The following is an 18,574-nucleotide window of genomic DNA, read 5'->3' as shown; positions in this document are numbered from 1 at the left end:
CAACCGTCTAAACCGCGGAAGGTGAAACCAACTGTCTTTTCAGGCGCAACCCGCACGCGCCATCATTGCAACCGCGGCGCCAATCAACGTGCAACCAGCCTGTAACAGCCCGCGTCACCGAACTGCACACTGCTGGTGCGGGACTGCTACAACCCGCACCATTACAGGCTAGTCGCTGCGTTAAAAAGCGCCGCTTTGCGCAACAAAATTCAACATTCAAATGACGATGCGCAGGCACTGGCCCGCGTGATACAGCGAGAACCCGGCCTCGTACAGGCAACTGCGCAAGCCCGCGCCTGCAAGGGGCTGCATCGGTGCAAAGGGAATCGGCAACGCCTGAGGATTTCCGTTACACAGATAATCGGCGAAGGCCTTGCCGACCACCGTACCGGTGGTCACGCCACGACCGTTGTAACCGGTGACGGCCACCAGTCCCGGCGCAGGTTCGAACAGGCGCATCAGATGATCGGGGGTGAACGCGATGCGCCCGGTCCAGGTGCATTCCCATTCCACGGGCTTGAGGTTGGGGAAATAGTGCTGCTGCACCCGGTCGGCCCAGGCCTTGAGAAACCAGATCGGTTTCTGATTGCCGTTACCCAGGCTGCCCAGCAGCAAGCGCCCTTCCTTGTCACGGCGGATGCTGCTCAACACCTGGCGGGTATCCCACGAGCCCTGCCCGCCCGGAAGGATTTCCTGAGCCGCATCTTCGGTGAGCGGCACCGAAGCGACCTGATAGTAGTAACCGGGGAAGAAGTTGCGCTTGAGTTCGGTCCAGTCACCTTCGGTGTAGGCGTTGGATGCGATCACCACTTGTTCGGCGAGCACCGAACCCTGCCCGGTCTGCACCGACCACTGCTGGCCCTGGCGTTCAAGGCGGGTGACCGGCGAATGGTCGAACATCCGGCCACCAAGCCCTGCCACCGCTTTCGCCAGCCCGGTGACGTAAGCCATCGGATTGAGCGTACCGGCCCGCCGATCCAGTAGCGCAGCCGCTATCTTTTTCGTGCCGGTCGCTTGTTCGCAGGCTTTTCCGGTCAGCAGTTCGACCGGTGCACCGCGGCGTTTCCACTGTTCTTCGCGACTGCGCAGATCCGCCTCACCCTTGGCGTTATGCGCCATGTGCAGGGTGCCTTCGCGGCGCAACTGGCAATCGATGTTGTATTTATCCACAAGGCTGAACACCAGCGCCGGTGCCGCACCGAGCATGCGGTTGAGCTGGCTGCCGACCGCCTCGCCGAACCCGGCCTCGATCTCGTCCGGCGGGATCCACATCCCGGCGTTGACCAGCCCGACGTTGCGTCCCGACCCGCCCTGACCGGCGCGATGGGCTTCGAGCACGCAGACGCTTTTACCCTTTTCCAACAGATGCAGCGCCGCCGACAGCCCGGTAAACCCGGCACCGATCACGCAGACATCGACTTTGACCTCGCCCCTGAGCGCCGTGTTATCCGGTCGTTGCGGCGTGAGCTTTTCCCACAGACATTCTTCGCGTAACGGCATTGCCAGACTCCAACAGAAACCTGCCAAACACACAGCTGAACCTGTGGGAGCGAGCTTGCTCGCGAAAGCGGTGTTTCAGCCAACATCTATATCAACTGACCTTACGCTTTCGCGGGCAAGCCCGCTCCCACAAGGGGATCTCCACTTGACCGAAAGGATCAGTCGAACGTAATGCCCTGCGCCAGCGGCAACTCCAGCGAGTAGTTCACGGTATTGGTCTGCCGGCGCATATAAGCACGCCATGCATCGGAGCCGGACTCGCGACCGCCGCCCGTTTCCTTCTCGCCACCGAATGCACCGCCGATTTCCGCACCGCTCGGCCCGATGTTGACGTTGGCGATGCCGCAGTCGCTGCCGACTGCCGACATGAATTTCTCGGCCTCGCGCACATCGGTGGTGAAGATGCACGACGACAGGCCTTGCGGCACGGCGTTGTTCAGGCGCAGCGCCTCATCGAAATCGGTGTAACCGACCACGTACAGGATCGGTGCGAAGGTTTCGCTGCACACCACGTCGCTTTGCTCCGGCATTTCAACGATGGCCGGCGACACGTAGTAGGCGTTGGGGAATTGGTCTTCCAACTGGCGCTTGCCGCCGAACACCCGGCCGCCCTCGCTCAGCGCCTGCTCCAGCGCGTCCTGCATGTTTTCGAAGCTGTGCTTGTCGATCAGCGGGCCGATCAGGTTGCCTTCCAGCGGGTGACCGATGCGGACTTTGGAATAGGCGGCCTTGAGGCGGGTGATGATTTCTTCTTTCACCGATTCATGGGCGATCAGCCGACGCAACGTGGTGCAACGCTGGCCGGCGGTACCGACGGCGCTGAACAGGATGGCGCGCACGGCCATGTCCAGATCGGCGCTCGGGCCGAGGATCATGGCGTTGTTGCCGCCCAGTTCGAGGATGCTGCGGGCGAAGCGTGCGGCGACTTTCGGTGCCACTTCGCGGCCCATGCGGGTGCTGCCGGTGGCGCTGATCAGCGCGACACGCGGGTCATCTACCAGCGCTTCGCCGGCATCGCGGCCGCCGATGATCACCTGGCTCAAGTGCGCCGGGGCATCGCTGAAATTCTTCAGTACGCGCTCGAACAACGCCTGACAGGCCAGCGCGGTCAGCGGCGTTTTTTCCGACGGCTTCCACACCACCGGGTTGCCGCAGACCAGCGCCAGCGTGGTGTTCCACGCCCACACCGCGACCGGGAAGTTGAACGCACTGATCACGCCGACCACGCCCAGCGGATGCCAGGTTTCACGCATGTGGTGGCCAGGGCGCTCGGAGGCAATGGTCAAACCGTACAACTGTCGCGACAGGCCGACGGCGAAGTCGCAGATGTCGATCATCTCCTGCACTTCACCCAGACCTTCCTGGGTGATCTTGCCCGCTTCCCACGACACCAGTTCGCCAAGGTCGGCCTTGTATTCGCGCAGGACTTCGCCGAACTGACGCACCAGTTCGCCGCGACGCGGGGCCGGTACCTTGCGCCAGTGTTCGAACGCATGATCTGCGCGACTGATGTGCTGCTCGACTTCGGCCGGGCCTTCCCAGTTCACGGCGCCGATGCGGCTGCCGTCGATGGGCGAATGCACCGGCACTTTGCCGTTCTGGTACAGGGCCGGGTTCACACCAAGACGATCAAGCAATGCGGCAACCATGGGTCACTCCTCAAGCAGAAAACTGAATGTGTGCGGACGCGTCTTCACGCCCGGGCAGGCCTTTAGTTGTAGCTTCAGGAACGCCAGGCAACAAACGACCTTTACGCGAGATATCATTCCGTTTATTCATGCTGCGCAGAAAGACAAGAAAAAGGATCGCCCATGCTGAACAAACGCCACTTGCCGTCGATTACCGCGTTGCAGTGCTTCGAGGCCGTGACCCGGCACCTGAGTTTCACCCGGGCCGCCGAGGAACTGAACCTGACCCAGAGCGCCGTCAGCAAGCAGGTGGCGCAACTTGAGGAATTGCTGCAGCACTTGTTGTTCCGTCGGGTCCGCCGCCGTTTGCAGATGACCCCGGCTGGCGATCTGTACCTGGTGGAAGTCAGAAAAATCCTGACCCAGGTCGAGATGTCGACCCATTACCTGCGTTCCTACGGCGGTGAGACCGAAGTCCTGCGCGTTTCCACACCGTCCACCTTCGGTGCCCGCTGGCTGGTGCCGCGCCTCAAGGGCTGGCGTCTGCGCCACCCGTCGATTCACCTGGACCTGTGCAACGAGCAGGAAGCCGATGACCTGCTGCAAGGGCGCAGCGACCTGGCGTTCTATTTCGGCCAGGGTTCTCGCCCCGGCACCGAGTGCCTGAAGCTGTTCGGCGAAGAACTGGTTCCCGTGTGCGCGCCGGGCAGCCTGCCGCAGAGGCCGTTGACTGATCCAACGCAACTCACCGATCTGGTCCTGCTGCAAAATGCTTCCCGCCCGCAAGCGTGGCACGACTGGTTCGACAGCCAGGGCTGCCAGACCGAACACAGCTACCACGGCCCGCGCTTCGAGACCTTCTACATGTGCATCCGCGCCGCGCAGGTCGGCTGTGGCGTCGCCCTGCTGCCGAGGTTTCTGGTGGAAGAGGAATTGGCCGACGGCAAACTGGTCATTCCCTGGCAGCATGCAATGCCCAGCAGCGATGCGTATTACCTGGCGTACCCGGAACATGCGGCAGAAGTACCCAAGGTGCGGGATTTCGTGAAGTGGATGCTGGAGCAGATCGACAGTCCTGACGCGGTCTGAGGGCCGCTGCCGAGATAAAAATCGCTGGCAATCCACACCCCGGATATGCGCCACTAGCGCCATTGATTGATACCGCGCCAACGCGCGGCCCGCCTGGAGACCCCGTTATGAGCGAGAGTGTGTTTGCCGATCGCATCGTGCAGAACCTGCTCGACACCGACTTCTACAAACTGACGATGATGCAGGCGGTGCTGCACAACTACCCCAACGTCGAAGTCGAATGGGAGTTCCGTTGCCGTAACAGCGAGGATCTGCGCCCGTATCTGGCGGAGATCCGCTTCCAGGTCGAGCGTCTGGCCGAGTTGAGCCTGAGCGCCGATCAGTTGAGTTTCCTCGAGCGCATCAGCTTCCTCAAACCTGACTTTCTGCGATTCCTCGGCCTGTTCCGCTTCAACCTGCGCTACCTGCACACCGGCATCGAGAACGGCGAGTTGTTCATCCGCCTGCGCGGGCCGTGGCTGCATGTGATTCTGTTCGAGGTGCCGCTGCTGGCGATCGTCAGCGAAGTGCGCAATCGCTATCGCTACCGCGAAACCGCTCTGGAACAGGCCCGCGAACAGCTGTACCGCAAATTCGACTGGCTGACGGCCAACGCCTCGGCCGAAGAGCTGTCGCACCTGCAGGTCGCCGACTTCGGCACCCGCCGGCGGTTTTCCTACCGCGTACAGGAAGAAGTGGTGAACGTGCTCAAGCATGACTTCCCCGGACGTTTCGTCGGCACCAGCAACGTGCACCTGTCCCGCGAACTGGACATGAAACCGCTGGGCACCATGGCCCACGAATGGATCATGGCCCATCAGCAACTCGGCCCGCGGCTGATCGACAGCCAGATTGCCGCCCTCGATTGCTGGGTTCGCGAATACCGCGGCCTGTTGGGGATCGCCCTGACCGACTGCATCACCACCGATGCCTTCCTCGGCGATTTCGATCTGTTTTTCGCCAAGCTGTTCGACGGCCTGCGCCACGACTCCGGGGATCCGGTGAAGTGGGGCGAAAAATGCATCGCCCACTATCACAAACTCGGCATCGACCCGATGAGCAAGACCCTGGTGTTCTCCGACAGTCTGACGCTGCCCAAGTCGCTGGAGATTTTCCGGGCGCTGCGCGGGCGGATCAATGTCAGCTTCGGCATCGGCACCAACCTGACCTGTGACATTCCGGGTGTCGAACCGATGAGCATCGTGCTTAAAATGACCGCCTGCAACGGCCAGCCGGTGGCGAAGATCTCCGACGAGCCGGGCAAGACCCACTGCAAAGACCCGAATTTCGTCGCCTACTTGCGACACGTTTTCCAGGTTCCTGCCGTTTCCAGCCTATCTAGCAAGGAGTGAATTCATGCAAGCCGTACAGCGTGAGATTGCTGAACAGCTCAACGTTCAGCCACCGTTCGCCGATCACCAGGCCCTCGAAGCGGAAGTCGCCCGTCGTATCAACTTCATCCAGCAATGCCTGACCGATTCCGGGCTCAAGACCCTGGTGCTGGGCATCAGCGGCGGCGTCGACTCGCTGACCGCAGGCCTTTTGGCCCAGCGCGCCATGCGTGAACTGCGCCAGCGCACCGGCGACGAGGCCTACAAGTTCATTGCCGTGCGTCTGCCGTACGACGTGCAGTTCGATGAACATGATGCCCAAGCCTCGGTGGATTTCATCGCCCCGGACGAACGCCACACCGTCAATATCGGCCCGGCGGTGAAATCCCTGGCCAGCGAAGTCGCGGCGTTCGAAGGCAAGCACGCGGTATCGAGAGACTTCGTGCTCGGCAACACCAAGGCGCGGATGCGCATGGTCGCCCAGTACACCATCGCCGGCGCCGCCCATGGCCTGGTGATCGGCACCGACCACGCTGCAGAAGCGGTGATGGGTTTCTTCACCAAGTTCGGTGACGGCGCCTGCGACCTGGCACCGCTCAGCGGGCTGGTAAAGAATCAGGTTCGGGCCATCGCCCGCAGCTTCGGTGCACCGGAATCGCTGGTGGAAAAAGTGCCGACGGCGGATCTGGAAGACTTGTCGCCGGGCAAACCGGACGAAGCGTCCCACGGCGTCACCTACGCCGAAATCGACGCGTTCCTGCACGGCCACCCTGTGCGTCAGGAAGCGTTCGACATCATCGTCAATACGTACAGAAAGACTCACCACAAACGAGTCATGCCGTTTGCGCCCTGAATACCGGGCATGAAAAAAGCGTCCCTCGGGACGCTTTTTTTTGGACTGCGAGTTTCTTACTTCACAACCACGGTGCCTTTCATCATCGAGATGTGGCCCGGGAACGAGCAGAAAAAGCCGTAATCGGTGCCGGCAGCCAGTTTCGAAACGTCGATGGTCAGCGAATCCTTTTCGCCGGCGCCGATAATCTTGGTGTGGGCGATGACGCGCTCGTCACCGTCCTTCAGGTAGTTCTTGTCGATGCCGGCGGCCAGGCCATCGGTGGCGATCGGCTGCATGTCGGCGGTCTTGCTGACCACCAGGTTATGGCCCATGACGTTCTTCGGCAGGCTGCCGGAATGGGTCAGTTCGACGGTGAAGGTCTTGCAGCTCTTGTCGATCACGATCTCCTTGGTGTTGAAGGACATCTGGTCGGTGGAGTCGACGGTGGTTTTGCACTCGGCAGCCATCAACTGGCTGCTGGCCAGTGCCAGCAGGGATACCGCAACAACTTTGGAAAACATGGTGAATCTCCAAGGCAGGGTTAACAAAAACACGAATGGTTGGAAGACTGCCTGAAATCTTCGCAAGTTCCTATGACTTGAGTCAAAAATTGTATACAACTTTCAGGCTATGACATTCATCGAAACAATCTAACAGCCAGACGTCTGGCCGGGCCGTATCTTCAGGGCTCAACTCAACTGGAGCATCAGTCATGTCCCTCAACAGCCTGTTGTGCAGTCTGCTCGCCGCCTACGCCTGTGGTGCCAGCGGCACCTGTGAAACCCCGAAACGCGAAGTCTAGCCCTTGGATCGAGGCCTGCCAGCCATTACCCTGTGACGGATTGACCCAGGAGGAAGGCATGTCTCTCACATCCGTTTGTGTATTTTGCGGTGCCAACGCCGGCACCACCCCGGCGTACACCGAAGCCGCCATCGCCCTCGGCACAGCCATTGCCGAACGCAAACTGAAGCTGGTCTACGGCGGTGGCGCCGTGGGGTTGATGGGGATCGTCGCCGACGCTGCGCTGGCCGCCGGTGGCGAAGTGATCGGCATCATTCCGCAGAGCCTGATGGACAAGGAAATCGGTCACAAGAACCTGACGCGCCTGGAAGTGGTCGACGGCATGCACGCCCGCAAGGCGCGGATGGCCGAACTCAGCGATGCGTTCATCGCCTTGCCCGGCGGTCTCGGCACCCTGGAAGAGCTGTTCGAAGTCTGGACCTGGGGCCAGCTCGGCTACCACGGCAAGCCGCTGGGGCTGCTGGAGGTGAACGGGTTCTACAGCAAACTCACCGCATTTCTCGATCACATCGTCGGCGAAGGCTTCGTTCGTGCTCCGCACCGCGACATGCTGCAAGTGAGTGAGTCGCCACAATCGCTGCTCGATGCACTCGATCAATGGAAGCCGACCGTCACGCCCAAGTGGGTCGACCAGAAACCCGGTTGATCCTGCCGCCTGTCACTCCAGAGGCATCACGGTGACCCGCACCTCGGGATCATGGCGACCGCCTCCCAGAATCACCCCGCGCAAAGGAGACACATCGGAAAAATCCCGGCCCCAGGCCAGGGTGATGTGCTCCAGTGCCGGTTGCACGTTGTTGGTCGGATCGAAATCGACCCAGCCCAGCACCGGGCAAAACACCGACACCCACGCATGGGACGCATCGGCGCCGATCAGGCGCGGTTGCCCCGGTGGCGGCCGGGTCAGCAGGTAACCGCTGACGTAACGCGCCGCCAACCCTCGGGAACGCACGCAGGCCAGCATCAGGTGGGCGAAGTCCTGACAGACCCCGCGGCGCCGCTCCAGCACCTCGACCAACGGCGTCGCCACCTGCGTGGCCTCGGCATCGAAGGTGAACTCGTCGAAGATCTTTTCCATCAACGCCTGCACACCCAGCAGCAGTGGTCGCCCTGGCGGGAAACAGCTTTCGGAAAACTCGACGAAGCTGCGCTTGAGGTGAACGTAGGGTGACTGGAACCGGTAACGACAGGCCTCCAGCCATTCGCCAGACAGCGGCTGGCTGCTGTAGGTCAGCGCATTGCGTGTCAGCTCCCAGGCCGCAGACAGATTGAAATCCGGCGCCGGCCGCGCCAGCACCTCCATCGTCAGCCGGGCATTGACCTGCAGTTGATCATGGGGGCGTTCGAACGCCAGGCGTGTCAGCGGATTGCCGAACACGTCCAGTTCGTCACGACGGGTGGTCGGTTGCGGACTGATCAGCAACTGCCGTTCGGTGCAACGTTGCCAGGCGCACTCGCGGGGCCACAAATGAGCCAGCTGCTGCGCCAGCGAAACCGGGTTGTCGTATCGATAACACGTGTCGTGAAGGATCTGGTAAAGGGCATTCATCAGACAGACACCGTGCGCTGGCTGACATCATCGACATGGGCGAAATGGCGCAGCGCCAGACGATCGGACGCTTGGCTGCAGGCATCGGCAATGGCTTGCAGCAGATCCGCCAGACCATCCAGTGCGGCCCGCACGCTGGATTCGCCGAACAGGGGATTCTCCAGGCAAGCCAGGTCGAAACGCGCCAGACGCTCGCCCAACGTTGACAATACGACGTCCCGAGGCGCGTCGAAATCATCGCTCAGGCGTTTGAGCGTGCGCGTCACCAGCTTCAACTGGAACAACACCGCGTGAGGGTTCTGCTCGTCCAGCAGCAACAGATCGAGCACCGGGATCAGCTGTGCCATCGCCAGATAGCGCGAGCGATAGGTGATGCTGCTGTTGCCCAGTTCCAGCAACCACTCCAGCCCGGCCTGATCGAACGCACCGGCGCCGCGCAGGAAGCCTGCAAGGCTGCTGCCGAGAAATTGCAGACGCTCGATCCGTCGACCGATCATCAGGAAACGCCAGCCTTCGTCGCGGGTCATGTCGTCCAGGGCGAACCCGGACAACGCCGCCAGCGACATCACCAGGCGGTTGAGAAAATCCAGCAACTGGCCGAAGTCCGGTTCGGCGGTGTCCAGCTCCGTCGCCTCGCGCTGCAACTCCACCAGCGCCTGCCAGTTCTCCCGCGAAAGCTTGCCGCGCACCTGCGATGCCGCCCACTGCAAGCGTTGCAGGTTCGAGCGCAGACTGAACGACCAGTCCTCGCCCAACACAGCCGCGAGCAGGCGCTCCGGCAGCTCGCCTTCATCCGGCAGCAGCATCAGCCGCTCGCCAAGTTCCACCGCCGCTTGCAGGGCCTGCGGATCGTCACCGTCGACGTAACGCGCCAGCATGATCCGCAACAGCCGCGCGCTGTCGTCGCAACGCTCGCAGTAACGGCCGAACCAGAACAGGTTTTCCACCACCCGCGACGGCAGGTAGGGGTCGCGCCGCACCAGATCAGGCACGCCGATGTTGCGCCGGGACTTCCACTGCTCGCCACTGGGTGGCCGGTCACCCAGCACCCAGGTGTCCTTGCTGGCGCCACCGCGCTGCATCGACACCACTTCGGCATCGGCTTCGGCCGCCACCCGGGTCAGGCCTCCGGGCAGCACCCGATACCCGTCATGACTGTCCACCGCATACATGCGCATGCCGATGGCCCGCGGTTGCAACCGGCCGTCCTCGGGCTGCCAGACCGGTGCGAGGGACAGCTGCGCGAGCTCTTGCGCCACGTAGACATAAGGCCGGGCCTGAATGCGCCGGGCAAGCGCCTGGCGCTGCTCGTCACTCAAATCACGCCCGAAGACCGGTGCAAAGCTCTGCGACGGGAAGGCCGGCTTGATCAACAGTTCCGGCAGTTTCTCCAGTGCCTGGGCCAGCACGGGCGCCTCTCCGCACCACCAAGTGGCGATGGAAGGCAGGATCAGTTCTTCGCCGAACAGGTATTGATTGATCTTCGGCAGAAACCCGAGCAACCCCGGCGACTCCAGCACACCGCTGCCCAACGCATTGGCCACCAGCACCCGGCCTTGACGCACAGCCTCGAGCAATCCCGGAACACCCAGTGCCGAATCCGTGCGCAGCTCCAGCGGGTCACAGAAATCATCGTCGAGCCGGCGCATGATCGCGTGAACCCGACGCAGGCCGCTCAGGGTTTTCAGGTAGACCGTGGCATCGCGCACCGTCAGGTCGCCCCCTTCCACCAACGGATAACCGAGCTGACGCGCGAGATAGAGATGCTCGAAATAACTTTCGTTGAAGCGCCCAGGGGTCAGCAATACCACCAGTGGCGCCTCGTCGTCACAAGGCGCCTGACGGGCCAGGGTTTCCTGCAACGTACGGAAGAAACCGGCCAGGTGCTGCACCTTCAGATCCCGGTACAACTCGGGAAAGGCCCGGGACACGATGGTGCGGTTCTCCAGCGCATAACCGGCACCCGATGGCGCCTGGGTACGATCCGCCGTCACCCACCAACGCCCGTCCGGCGCGCGCGCCAGATCCACGGCATACAGATGCAGAAAGGCCCCGTCCGGCGGTGCAATGCCCTGACAGGGCCAGAGAAAATTGTCGTGGCCGAACACCAGTTCTGCCGGCAGCAAGCCTTCGCGGATCAAGTGCTGCGGACCATACAGATCCGCCAGCACTGCATTGAGCAGACGCGCCCGCTGTGCGATCCCGGCCGACAGTTGCTGCCATTCAACGTCAGCGATCACGTGGGGCAGCAGATCCAGCTCCCATGGACGATCCGCGCCCTTGGGATCGGCATACACATTGTAGGTGACACCGTTTTCCTGAATCTGCCGGGCCAGCAGCGCCTGACGCTGCGCCCGTTGCGCCGGGGTGCTGCGCTGAAACTGGTCGAACAAGCGCTGCCAATGTGGGCGCACCGCGCCGCCGGTGTCGAGCAGTTCTTGGTATGAGCCCGCCGTCAGCGGGTAGCGGTCAAGCAGATCAGGCATGGAAAGCTCGGCAGCCAGCAGATTGGGGTCAGACTAACGCAGGCACATGACGCCGGGATATACGAAAAATCCATCTGCGGCTGTGAGCGAGCCTGCGCGTATTCGAAAGCGCGCAAGACTTATGCCATGCGGCGGTCCGGGCGCGTTCCCGAGGTGCTCAAGGCAGTAAAGCACCAAAATCGGGCACGCAGTGAAAGGGGCCGACACGCCTGCACGCAAATGTCGCGAGGCACAACGCAAAACGCCAACCCGAAGGTTGGCGTTCTGTTCAGCTCAAGTGTGCGTTTCAGCGCGGAACGACCGGCTTGCGTGCCGGCTTCGGCCCCTTGCCTTTCGCCGCATCCTTGCGCTCCTTGGCAGCCTGCTGGTTGCGGGCGAATGCCGCAGCCTTGGCCTGTTCACGCTTGTCCCACGGATTGCCGCCGTCGCTGGCGCGCGGTGGCAGACCGGTGTGCTGGGTGAGAATCTTCGTGCTCTTGTCTTTCGCGACCTTGTGGCTGCCGGCCGGTGTCGAGTTCTTGCGACGGGCACTCTGATAGCTGTCGGTCGCCGGCTGGTGCAGCGGGATCAACTGGTGCTTGCCCGGCCCGATCAGGTCGCCACGACCCATGCGGATCAGCGCTTCACGCAGAATCGGCCAGCCCTTCGGATCGTGATAACGCAGGAACGCCTTGTGCAGGCGGCGCTGCTCCTCGCTCTTGACGATGGTCACGCCGTCGCTCTTGTAGGTGACCTTGCGCAACGGGTTCTTGCCCGAGTGATACATGGCAGTGGCCGAGGCCATCGGCGACGGATAGAACGCCTGCACCTGGTCGGCACGGAAGCCGTTGCCCTTGAGCCACAGGGCCAGGTTCATCATGTCCTCGTCGGTGGTACCCGGGTGGGCCGCGATGAAGTACGGAATCAGGTATTGCTCCTTGCCCGCTTCCTTCGAGAACTTCTCGAACATGCGCTTGAAGCGGTCGTAGGTGCCGATCCCCGGCTTCATCATCTGGTTGAGCGGACCTTCCTCGGTGTGTTCCGGGGCGATCTTCAGGTAACCGCCGACGTGGTGGGTCACCAGTTCCTTGACGTACTCCGGCGACTCGACCGCAAGGTCGTAACGCAGGCCGGAGGCGATCAGGATCTTCTTCACTCCCGGCAACGCACGGGCGCTGCGGTACAGCTGGATCAGCGACGAGTGGTCGGTATTCAGGTTCGGACAGATGCCCGGGAACACGCAGGACGGCTTGCGGCACGCGGATTCGATTTCCGGGCTCTTGCAGGCAATGCGGTACATGTTCGCGGTCGGGCCGCCGAGGTCGGAAATGACGCCGGTGAAGCCAGGTACCTTGTCACGGATCTCTTCGATTTCGCGAATGATCGATTCTTCGGAACGGTTCTGGATGATCCGGCCCTCGTGCTCGGTGATCGAGCAGAAGGTGCAGCCACCAAAGCAGCCACGCATGATGTTCACCGAGAAACGGATCATGTCGTAGGCCGGGATCTTTTCCTTGCCGTAAGCGGGATGCGGAATACGTGCGTAAGGCATGCCGAACACGTAGTCCATTTCTTCGGTGGTCATCGGAATCGGCGGCGGGTTGAACCAGACGTCGACCTCGCCATGCTTCTGCACCAGCGCACGGGCGTTGCCCGGGTTGGTCTCCAGGTGCAACACGCGGTTGGCGTGGGCGTACAGGACCGGGTCGTTACGTACCTTCTCCATCGATGGCAGGCGGATCACGGTCTTGTCGCGGGTCATCTTCGGGCTGGCCAGGATCTGCACGACCTTGGCTTCCTGCGGATCATCGACCGGGCCTTTTTCCTGCTCGATGGCGCAAGCCGCCGTGTCCTGGGTGTTGACGTACGGGTTGATGATCTTGTCGATCTTGCCCGGACGGTCGATGCGCGTGGAGTCGACTTCGTACCAGCCCGCCGGCGTGTCGCGACGGATGAACGCGGTGCCGCGCACATCGGTGATGTCTTCGATCTTGTGGCCGTAGGACAGACGCTGGGCGACTTCGACAATCGCCCGCTCGGCGTTGCCGTACAGCAGGATGTCGGCGCTGGCGTCGATCAGGATCGAGTTGCGCACGCGATCCTGCCAGTAGTCGTAGTGGGCGATGCGACGCAGGGAGGCTTCGATGCCACCGAGCACGATCGGCACATGTTTGTAGGCTTCCTTGCAGCGCTGGCTGTAGACCAGACTCGCGCGATCCGGACGCTTGCCGGCCATGCCACCCGGTGTGTAGGCGTCGTCGGAACGGATTTTCTTGTCGGCGGTGTAGCGGTTGATCATCGAGTCCATGTTGCCGGCCGCGACGCCGAAGAACAGATTCGGCTCGCCGAGCTTCATGAAGTCGTCCTTGGACTGCCAGTTCGGCTGCGCAATGATCCCGACGCGAAAACCTTGAGCTTCCAGCAGCCGGCCGATGATCGCCATGCCGAACGACGGATGATCGACGTAGGCATCACCGGTGACGATGATGATGTCGCAGGAATCCCAGCCGAGCTGATCCATCTCCTCCCTGCTCATTGGCAGGAACGGCGCGGGTCCGAAACATTCGGCCCAATATTTTGGATAGTCAAATAACGGCTTGGCTGCTTGCATGTCGATAACCGGTGTTGGCTTTCATTGAATTTCGCGGGCGCGGAATATAGCACAAATTTTGACCAATTCCGACGACCGTGGTCGGATTCTCTCCCCTTCGCCCGCCTGCGGCCCACCGGCCCCCCAGAGATACCCTTCAACTTATTCAAGGATGAATAAAGATGCCTGCAAAACCACCGTCAAAAGGTGTGACCACCGCCGAAGTGCACAACCCGCCTTCGCGATCGGCCCAGGACCTGCCGCCACGGCACGGCACTTCGCCCGCTATCCGCTCCGCCGCGCAAAGCCTCGTCGACGGCCAGACACCGGGCAGAAACCCGGACAGGGCAGATCCCGACAGAATCTCTGCGGCGCCATCGCTGAACGTCAGCGAAATCCACTCATCCCCGCCTGCGATACCCTCAGCACCTGCACTGGAAACCTATCGGGTCAGTCCGGGCACCCGACTGCCCGCCGCCGACGCAAGCGGCTTCAGAGTGTTCAAGGGGCGGTTGTTCGTCGACATGCATGATGGCAGCATCCTGCAAATCAGCCTGGATCCCGAGATGGCGCTCTATCGGGCCAGCCTGGGAAGTGAATCACGGCCTTCGGGCCCGATTCTTTTCCATGACCCCCGCAGCAACCGTTGGCACCCGCTGTTCGACTTCGAAGAGAGCGCCCTCCCGCTTTCTGCCGGCCGGCTGACGACCTTCAGGACAACGCTGGATTTCTCCGGCACAGCTCCGGACAGCGACGGTTTGCATGGTTTCGACGGCAAACGCTACGTCATCATCGAGAATCATGCCCATCAGGTGATGCACGACGTTGACGCTTCCTCTTCCGAACGCAAGGTCTGGCGCATCGTCAATCCGAAAGACCCGGTCGCCGGCGATCGCGAAAACATCTATCGCGCCAGCCGGGCCGGCGAAACGCTGGCCATCACCCGCAATGCCGAAGGGATCTGGACCACAAGTCTTGATGGACTCAAGGGAGGCATGCGCCGCACTGCACAGACCCAGGACAACAAAGCCTATTTGTTTCTGCGATATGAGCCCATCAGAAACGCCTTCGAAGCCTTGGCCGCCTCCAACAGGCGTTATGGAGAACTCTGGGACGGCGCCCGAGATCTTCCGGAGGGAAGCCAGGCCGAGAAAGAGGCGCTGATCAAACTTGAAGTGCATATCATCAAGCACACAAGAATGCAGGCCGAATACTTCAAGTCACTGATCGACAACAAGGACTGGTTGATCCTGTTGAAGGCCGGCGGGCTCTACAAAAGCGAACTGCATACCCTTCAGTTGAACAGAATCGACTACTTCAACAAGCTGATCGCCGTAATGGATCGCAGGGTCTATCCGACCGTGCATGCAATCACGGTGGAGTCGCTGAAGAGCAATTTCGCCCATCTCAATAAAAAGCTGAAGATCATGGACGATCGTCAGGACGTGATGGAGCAGATTCGCAAAGCCGACCGCAGTGCGACATCCGAACTGGATGAGCTGAACCGTGGCGTACCCACCGCAGACCAGATTTATTCCAGCCAATACAACATCTGTCTGCGCCTGATTTCCGACGACCCCGAAAATCCGCCGCCTTTCGGCATGCGCAGTGCAATGGCCCTGCACCTGCTGAAAAAGGATCTGCACGAAGTCTCAGGCTACTCCGAACCGCTGGCACTGCAATTGACGCTGGAAAACATCAGGAGTGACAGAGCGGCGTTCGAATCTCTGGCCTTCGAATCTCTGGCCTTCGAATCTCTTGCCTTCGAAACTCTTGCCTTCGAAACTCTGGATAGTTCAGCGACTCCGGCAAAAGCCGCATATGTCAGCCAGGCGTTGTCCCTGCTGGACAGGTTTGTATCGAAAATCGACAACCGCCTGAACGAAATCCATGAGCAGATCGACAGTAACAGCCAATTGCCTCACTACGATCAGGATATCGATTTCGATTTTTTCCCGGAGCAGTCTTCCGGAGCCGCCGAGGCAGCCGCCCCGCGAAAACTGTTCCGGACACGCCATCATGGTACTTATCGGGTACTGGTCGGAGTGAAGGACACCGCAGCGGACGGCAGCGTGACGCTCGAGGTTCCCGATCTTTTCAAGCCGGATGCGCCACCCCAGCGTTACCAGAAAATCCGGAATGAATGGCGACGCATCCGCCCTGCCAGCGCTCCGGCGCCCAGACCGCAACTCATGCGCAACGCGACCGAATGCCTGGCGCGGGTGAATGAACACGTTACCCAGGCCCGGCTGATGGAAGCCCGCAAAGCCAACCCGACCAATATCGTCGAATTTCTGGGTGCCGAGTCGGATCGCCTCAAGGATCTGGCACAGCGTCTGGAATCCACTGAACGGGCGGCAGAGGATGCCGAGGTCACCGGATTGATCAACCGCCTCGGAACCGCCGCTGCGTCAATGGATGCCGAAGGGCAATCCATTCTGATACGGATGTACAAAAACAAGGATGTGCTGGATGTGCTGCGCCTGAACTTCCTGCTCGATCACTCGGAACTGAAGGTAGTGAAAACGGTAGAGCGCAGACAAACGGGCAAGGGAAGAGACAAGTCGTTCCTCGATGTCTACTCGATCAATGACCGCTCGGACAACGCGCCGTTATGGGAGGCGCACTTTCACTATGACAGGCAAGACCGCCAGGCGCTGGACTACACACTCAAGGGGGCACACATGAAGACCCTGGAACAAGGCAAGCTCGGCAGCGCGTTTCAACAGCGCGAAGAACAGGCAGGTCGGCCCCACCAGAGGATCTGGCGGGAGCTCATCAGTCCGCGGGTCGCCCAGAAACTGTTCGATCACCTGGCATGAATCGCGCTATTCATCATCGTCGAAGTTATAGCTGCCCGGTGCAAGGTTTTCGAAGCGCGTGTACTTGCCGATGAAGGCCAGGCGAATGAAGCCGATCGGGCCGTTCCGCTGTTTGCCGATGATGATTTCGGCGATGCCTTTGTGTTCGGTTTCCGGGTGATACACCTCGTCCCGATACACGAACATGATGACGTCGGCGTCCTGCTCGATCGCTCCGGATTCCCGCAAGTCGGAGTTCACCGGACGCTTGTTCGGGCGCTGCTCCAGGGAGCGGTTGAGCTGCGACAGGGCAACCACCGGGCAGTTGAATTCCTTGGCCAGGGCTTTCAGGGAGCGGGAGATCTCGGAAATTTCGTTGGTCCGGTTGTCACCGCTGGAGCCCGGGATCTGCATCAACTGCAGGTAGTCGATCATGATCAGGGCGATGTCACCGTGCTCGCGCACCAGACGTCGGGTCCGTGCACGCATTTCCGACGGGCTGATGCCCGCGGTGTCATCGATGAACAGCTTGCGGTCGTTGAGCAGGTTCACCGCCGAGGTCAGGCGTGGCCAGTCGTCATCTTCCAGTTGGCCGGAACGCACCTTGGTCTGGTCGATGCGTCCGAGGGACGACAGCATACGCATGATCAGCGATTCGCCTGGCATCTCGAGCGAGTACACCAGCACGGCCTTGTCGCTGCGCAGTACGGCGTTCTCCACCAGGTTCATCGCGAAGGTGGTCTTGCCCATCGACGGACGACCGGCAACGATGATCAGGTCGGCCGGTTGCAGGCCGCTGGTCTTCTCGTCGAGGTCGGTGTAGCCGGTGGACAGGCCGGTGATCGCATCCGAGGTGTTGAACAGCGTATCGATACGATCGATCGCCTTTGTGAGCAGGTCATTGACCCCCACCGGGCCGCCGGTTTTCGGACGCGCCTCGGCGATCTGGAAGATCTGCCGTTCGGCTTCGTCGAGGATCTCTTCGGCGGTACGCCCCTCGGGGTTGAAGGCGGCATCGGCAATATCGTTACTGATGCCGATCAACTGGCGCAATGTCGCACGCTGACGGACGATCTGCGCATAAGCCTTGATGTTGGCGACGGACGGTGTGTTTTTTGCCAGTTCGCCAAGGTAACCGAGGCCGCCGACTTGCGAGGTCTGACCTTCCTTGTCCAGTTGTTCGGCCAGGGTCACGACGTCGATCGGCGAGTTCTGATCGGCCAGTTTGGCGATCGCACGGAAAATCAGGCGGTGGTCATGCCGGTAGAAATCACCGTCGGAGACCTGATCGAGCACGCGTTCCCAGGCGTTGTTGTCCAGCATCAGACCACCGAGCACAGCCTGTTCGGCCTCGATGGAGTGCGGCGGCACCTTCAGGGCAGCGGTTTGCAGATCGTATTGCTCAGGAGCGGAGATTTCGTTCATGGCCACTTGTTTTATTCAGGAAAAGCACGGTTTGCAGAAAGACAAAGGGCACGACCTGTAAACAGGATCGTGCCCGATGTTAACCGCCTGACGGGCAAGCCGCCAGCCGATCAGGTGTTGCTTAAGCAGCTACAACGACAACGCGTACGGTAGCTTCGACTTCAGCGTGCAGGTGCACGGCTACGTCGAATTCACCCACGTTGCGGATGGTGCCGTTCGGCAGACGAACTTCGCTTTTCGCCACTTCAACGCCGGAGGCGGTCAGTGCGTCAGCGATGTCGTGAGTACCGATCGAACCGAACAGCTTGCCTTCGTCGCCAGCGGTGGCAGTGATGGTCACTTCCAGCTCGGCCAGTTGGGCAGCGCGGCTTTCAGCCGATGCTTTACGCTCGGCAGCGGCTTTTTCCAGCTCAGCGCGACGCTCTTCGAACGCAGCCAGGTTGGCAGCGGTCGCAGCGGTGGCTTTGCCGAAAGGCAGCAGGTAGTTACGACCGTAGCCGGCCTTAACCTTTACTTTGTCGCCCAGGTTGCCCAGGTTGGCGATTTTTTCCAGCAGGATCAGTTCCATTTGGTATTAACC

At 61.1% G+C, this 18,574-nt stretch carries 13 protein-coding genes; 5 read left to right on the top strand and 8 right to left on the bottom strand.

Features of this window, described 5'->3' with window-relative positions:
- Positions 1-216: 216 nt before the first annotated feature.
- Both amaA and amaB read right to left on the bottom strand, forming a co-directional pair.
- Positions 217-1,500 carry an L-pipecolate oxidase gene (amaA, locus tag BBF94_RS09560; protein ID WP_065258797.1) on the bottom strand — a complete coding sequence of 428 codons (1,284 nt, stop codon included), beginning with the start codon at positions 1,498-1,500 and terminating at the stop codon, positions 217-219.
- Positions 1,501-1,658: 158 nt separating this feature from the next.
- Positions 1,659-3,149, bottom strand: coding sequence for an L-piperidine-6-carboxylate dehydrogenase (gene amaB / locus BBF94_RS09555; RefSeq protein ID WP_065258796.1), 1,491 nt, complete (start codon positions 3,147-3,149; stop codon positions 1,659-1,661).
- A 162-nt stretch (positions 3,150-3,311) separates the two neighbouring features.
- Here amaB and BBF94_RS09550 point away from each other — a divergent pair, with 162 nt between their 5' ends.
- From BBF94_RS09550 to nadE, 3 genes are all read left to right on the top strand, one after another.
- Complete coding sequence (locus tag BBF94_RS09550; protein WP_065258795.1) at positions 3,312-4,217, top strand: LysR family transcriptional regulator; 906 nt, start codon at positions 3,312-3,314, stop codon at positions 4,215-4,217.
- Between the two features lie 107 nt (positions 4,218-4,324).
- A complete protein-coding gene (gene pncB, locus BBF94_RS09545) occupies positions 4,325-5,548 on the top strand; it encodes a nicotinate phosphoribosyltransferase (protein WP_065258794.1) in 1,224 nt (407 codons plus the stop codon).
- 4 nt (positions 5,549-5,552) lie between these two features.
- A complete protein-coding gene (gene nadE / locus BBF94_RS09540; protein WP_065258793.1) occupies positions 5,553-6,380 on the top strand; it encodes an ammonia-dependent NAD(+) synthetase in 828 nt (275 codons plus the stop codon).
- Positions 6,381-6,436: 56 nt separating this feature from the next.
- Here the strand turns inward: nadE and azu are convergent, their stop codons facing one another.
- Entirely contained in the window at positions 6,437-6,883 is a 447-nt protein-coding gene (gene azu, locus BBF94_RS09535; RefSeq protein WP_065258792.1) for an azurin, read from the bottom strand.
- A 339-nt stretch (positions 6,884-7,222) separates the two neighbouring features.
- Between azu and BBF94_RS09530 the strand changes: the two genes are divergently transcribed.
- Complete coding sequence (locus BBF94_RS09530; RefSeq protein WP_065258791.1) at positions 7,223-7,810, top strand: LOG family protein; 588 nt, start codon at positions 7,223-7,225, stop codon at positions 7,808-7,810.
- Between the two features lie 12 nt (positions 7,811-7,822).
- On the opposite strand, the gene BBF94_RS09525 is transcribed toward BBF94_RS09530, so the two are convergent.
- The 3 genes from BBF94_RS09525 to BBF94_RS09515 all read right to left on the bottom strand — a co-directional run bounded on the left by BBF94_RS09525 (position 7,823) and on the right by BBF94_RS09515 (position 13,789).
- Positions 7,823-8,713 (bottom strand): transglutaminase family protein, encoded by an 891-nt coding sequence (locus BBF94_RS09525; RefSeq protein ID WP_065258790.1) that lies wholly within the window; start codon positions 8,711-8,713, stop codon positions 7,823-7,825.
- The gene (locus BBF94_RS09520; RefSeq protein ID WP_065258789.1) at positions 8,713-11,199 is read right to left on the bottom strand and encodes a circularly permuted type 2 ATP-grasp protein; all 2,487 of its coding nucleotides are present in this window, start codon (positions 11,197-11,199) and stop codon (positions 8,713-8,715) included. The genes BBF94_RS09525 and BBF94_RS09520 overlap by 1 nt, the downstream gene beginning before the upstream one ends.
- Positions 11,200-11,485: 286 nt before the next feature.
- A complete protein-coding gene (locus BBF94_RS09515; protein WP_065258788.1) occupies positions 11,486-13,789 on the bottom strand; it encodes a YgiQ family radical SAM protein in 2,304 nt (767 codons plus the stop codon).
- Positions 13,790-13,950: 161 nt separating this feature from the next.
- Here BBF94_RS09515 and BBF94_RS09510 point away from each other — a divergent pair, with 161 nt between their 5' ends.
- A complete protein-coding gene (locus BBF94_RS09510; RefSeq protein WP_141676568.1) occupies positions 13,951-16,590 on the top strand; it encodes a hypothetical protein in 2,640 nt (879 codons plus the stop codon).
- Between the two features lie 6 nt (positions 16,591-16,596).
- Here the strand turns inward: BBF94_RS09510 and dnaB are convergent, their stop codons facing one another.
- Both dnaB and rplI read right to left on the bottom strand, forming a co-directional pair.
- Complete coding sequence (gene dnaB, locus BBF94_RS09505; protein WP_065258786.1) at positions 16,597-17,994, bottom strand: replicative DNA helicase; 1,398 nt, start codon at positions 17,992-17,994, stop codon at positions 16,597-16,599.
- A 121-nt stretch (positions 17,995-18,115) separates the two neighbouring features.
- Entirely contained in the window at positions 18,116-18,562 is a 447-nt protein-coding gene (gene rplI / locus BBF94_RS09500; protein WP_065258785.1) for a 50S ribosomal protein L9, read from the bottom strand.
- Positions 18,563-18,574 lie beyond the last annotated feature (12 nt).

This window comes from Pseudomonas bananamidigenes, from assembly GCF_001679645.1.
Taxonomy (GTDB): Bacteria; Pseudomonadota; Gammaproteobacteria; order Pseudomonadales; family Pseudomonadaceae; genus Aquipseudomonas; species Aquipseudomonas bananamidigenes.
This window is presented reverse-complemented; position numbering and strand designations above follow the sequence as displayed.

Excerpts from the sequence above, each read along its gene's own strand:
- azu (WP_065258792.1), bottom strand. The coding sequence starts at position 6,883 with ATGTTTTCCAAAGTTGTTGCGGTATCCCTGCTGGCACTGGCCAGCAGC.
- BBF94_RS09530 (WP_065258791.1), top strand. The coding sequence starts at position 7,223 with ATGTCTCTCACATCCGTTTGTGTATTTTGCGGTGCCAACGCCGGCACC.
- rplI (WP_065258785.1), bottom strand. The coding sequence starts at position 18,562 with ATGGAACTGATCCTGCTGGAAAAAATCGCCAACCTGGGCAACCTGGGC.
- dnaB (WP_065258786.1), bottom strand. The coding sequence starts at position 17,994 with ATGAACGAAATCTCCGCTCCTGAGCAATACGATCTGCAAACCGCTGCC.
- BBF94_RS09520 (WP_065258789.1), bottom strand. The coding sequence starts at position 11,199 with ATGCCTGATCTGCTTGACCGCTACCCGCTGACGGCGGGCTCATACCAA.
- amaB (WP_065258796.1), bottom strand. The coding sequence starts at position 3,149 with ATGGTTGCCGCATTGCTTGATCGTCTTGGTGTGAACCCGGCCCTGTAC.
- BBF94_RS09525 (WP_065258790.1), bottom strand. The coding sequence starts at position 8,713 with ATGAATGCCCTTTACCAGATCCTTCACGACACGTGTTATCGATACGAC.
- nadE (WP_065258793.1), top strand. The coding sequence starts at position 5,553 with ATGCAAGCCGTACAGCGTGAGATTGCTGAACAGCTCAACGTTCAGCCA.
- BBF94_RS09510 (WP_141676568.1), top strand. The coding sequence starts at position 13,951 with ATGCCTGCAAAACCACCGTCAAAAGGTGTGACCACCGCCGAAGTGCAC.
- pncB (WP_065258794.1), top strand. The coding sequence starts at position 4,325 with ATGAGCGAGAGTGTGTTTGCCGATCGCATCGTGCAGAACCTGCTCGAC.
- BBF94_RS09515 (WP_065258788.1), bottom strand. The coding sequence starts at position 13,789 with ATGCAAGCAGCCAAGCCGTTATTTGACTATCCAAAATATTGGGCCGAA.
- amaA (WP_065258797.1), bottom strand. The coding sequence starts at position 1,500 with ATGCCGTTACGCGAAGAATGTCTGTGGGAAAAGCTCACGCCGCAACGA.
- BBF94_RS09550 (WP_065258795.1), top strand. The coding sequence starts at position 3,312 with ATGCTGAACAAACGCCACTTGCCGTCGATTACCGCGTTGCAGTGCTTC.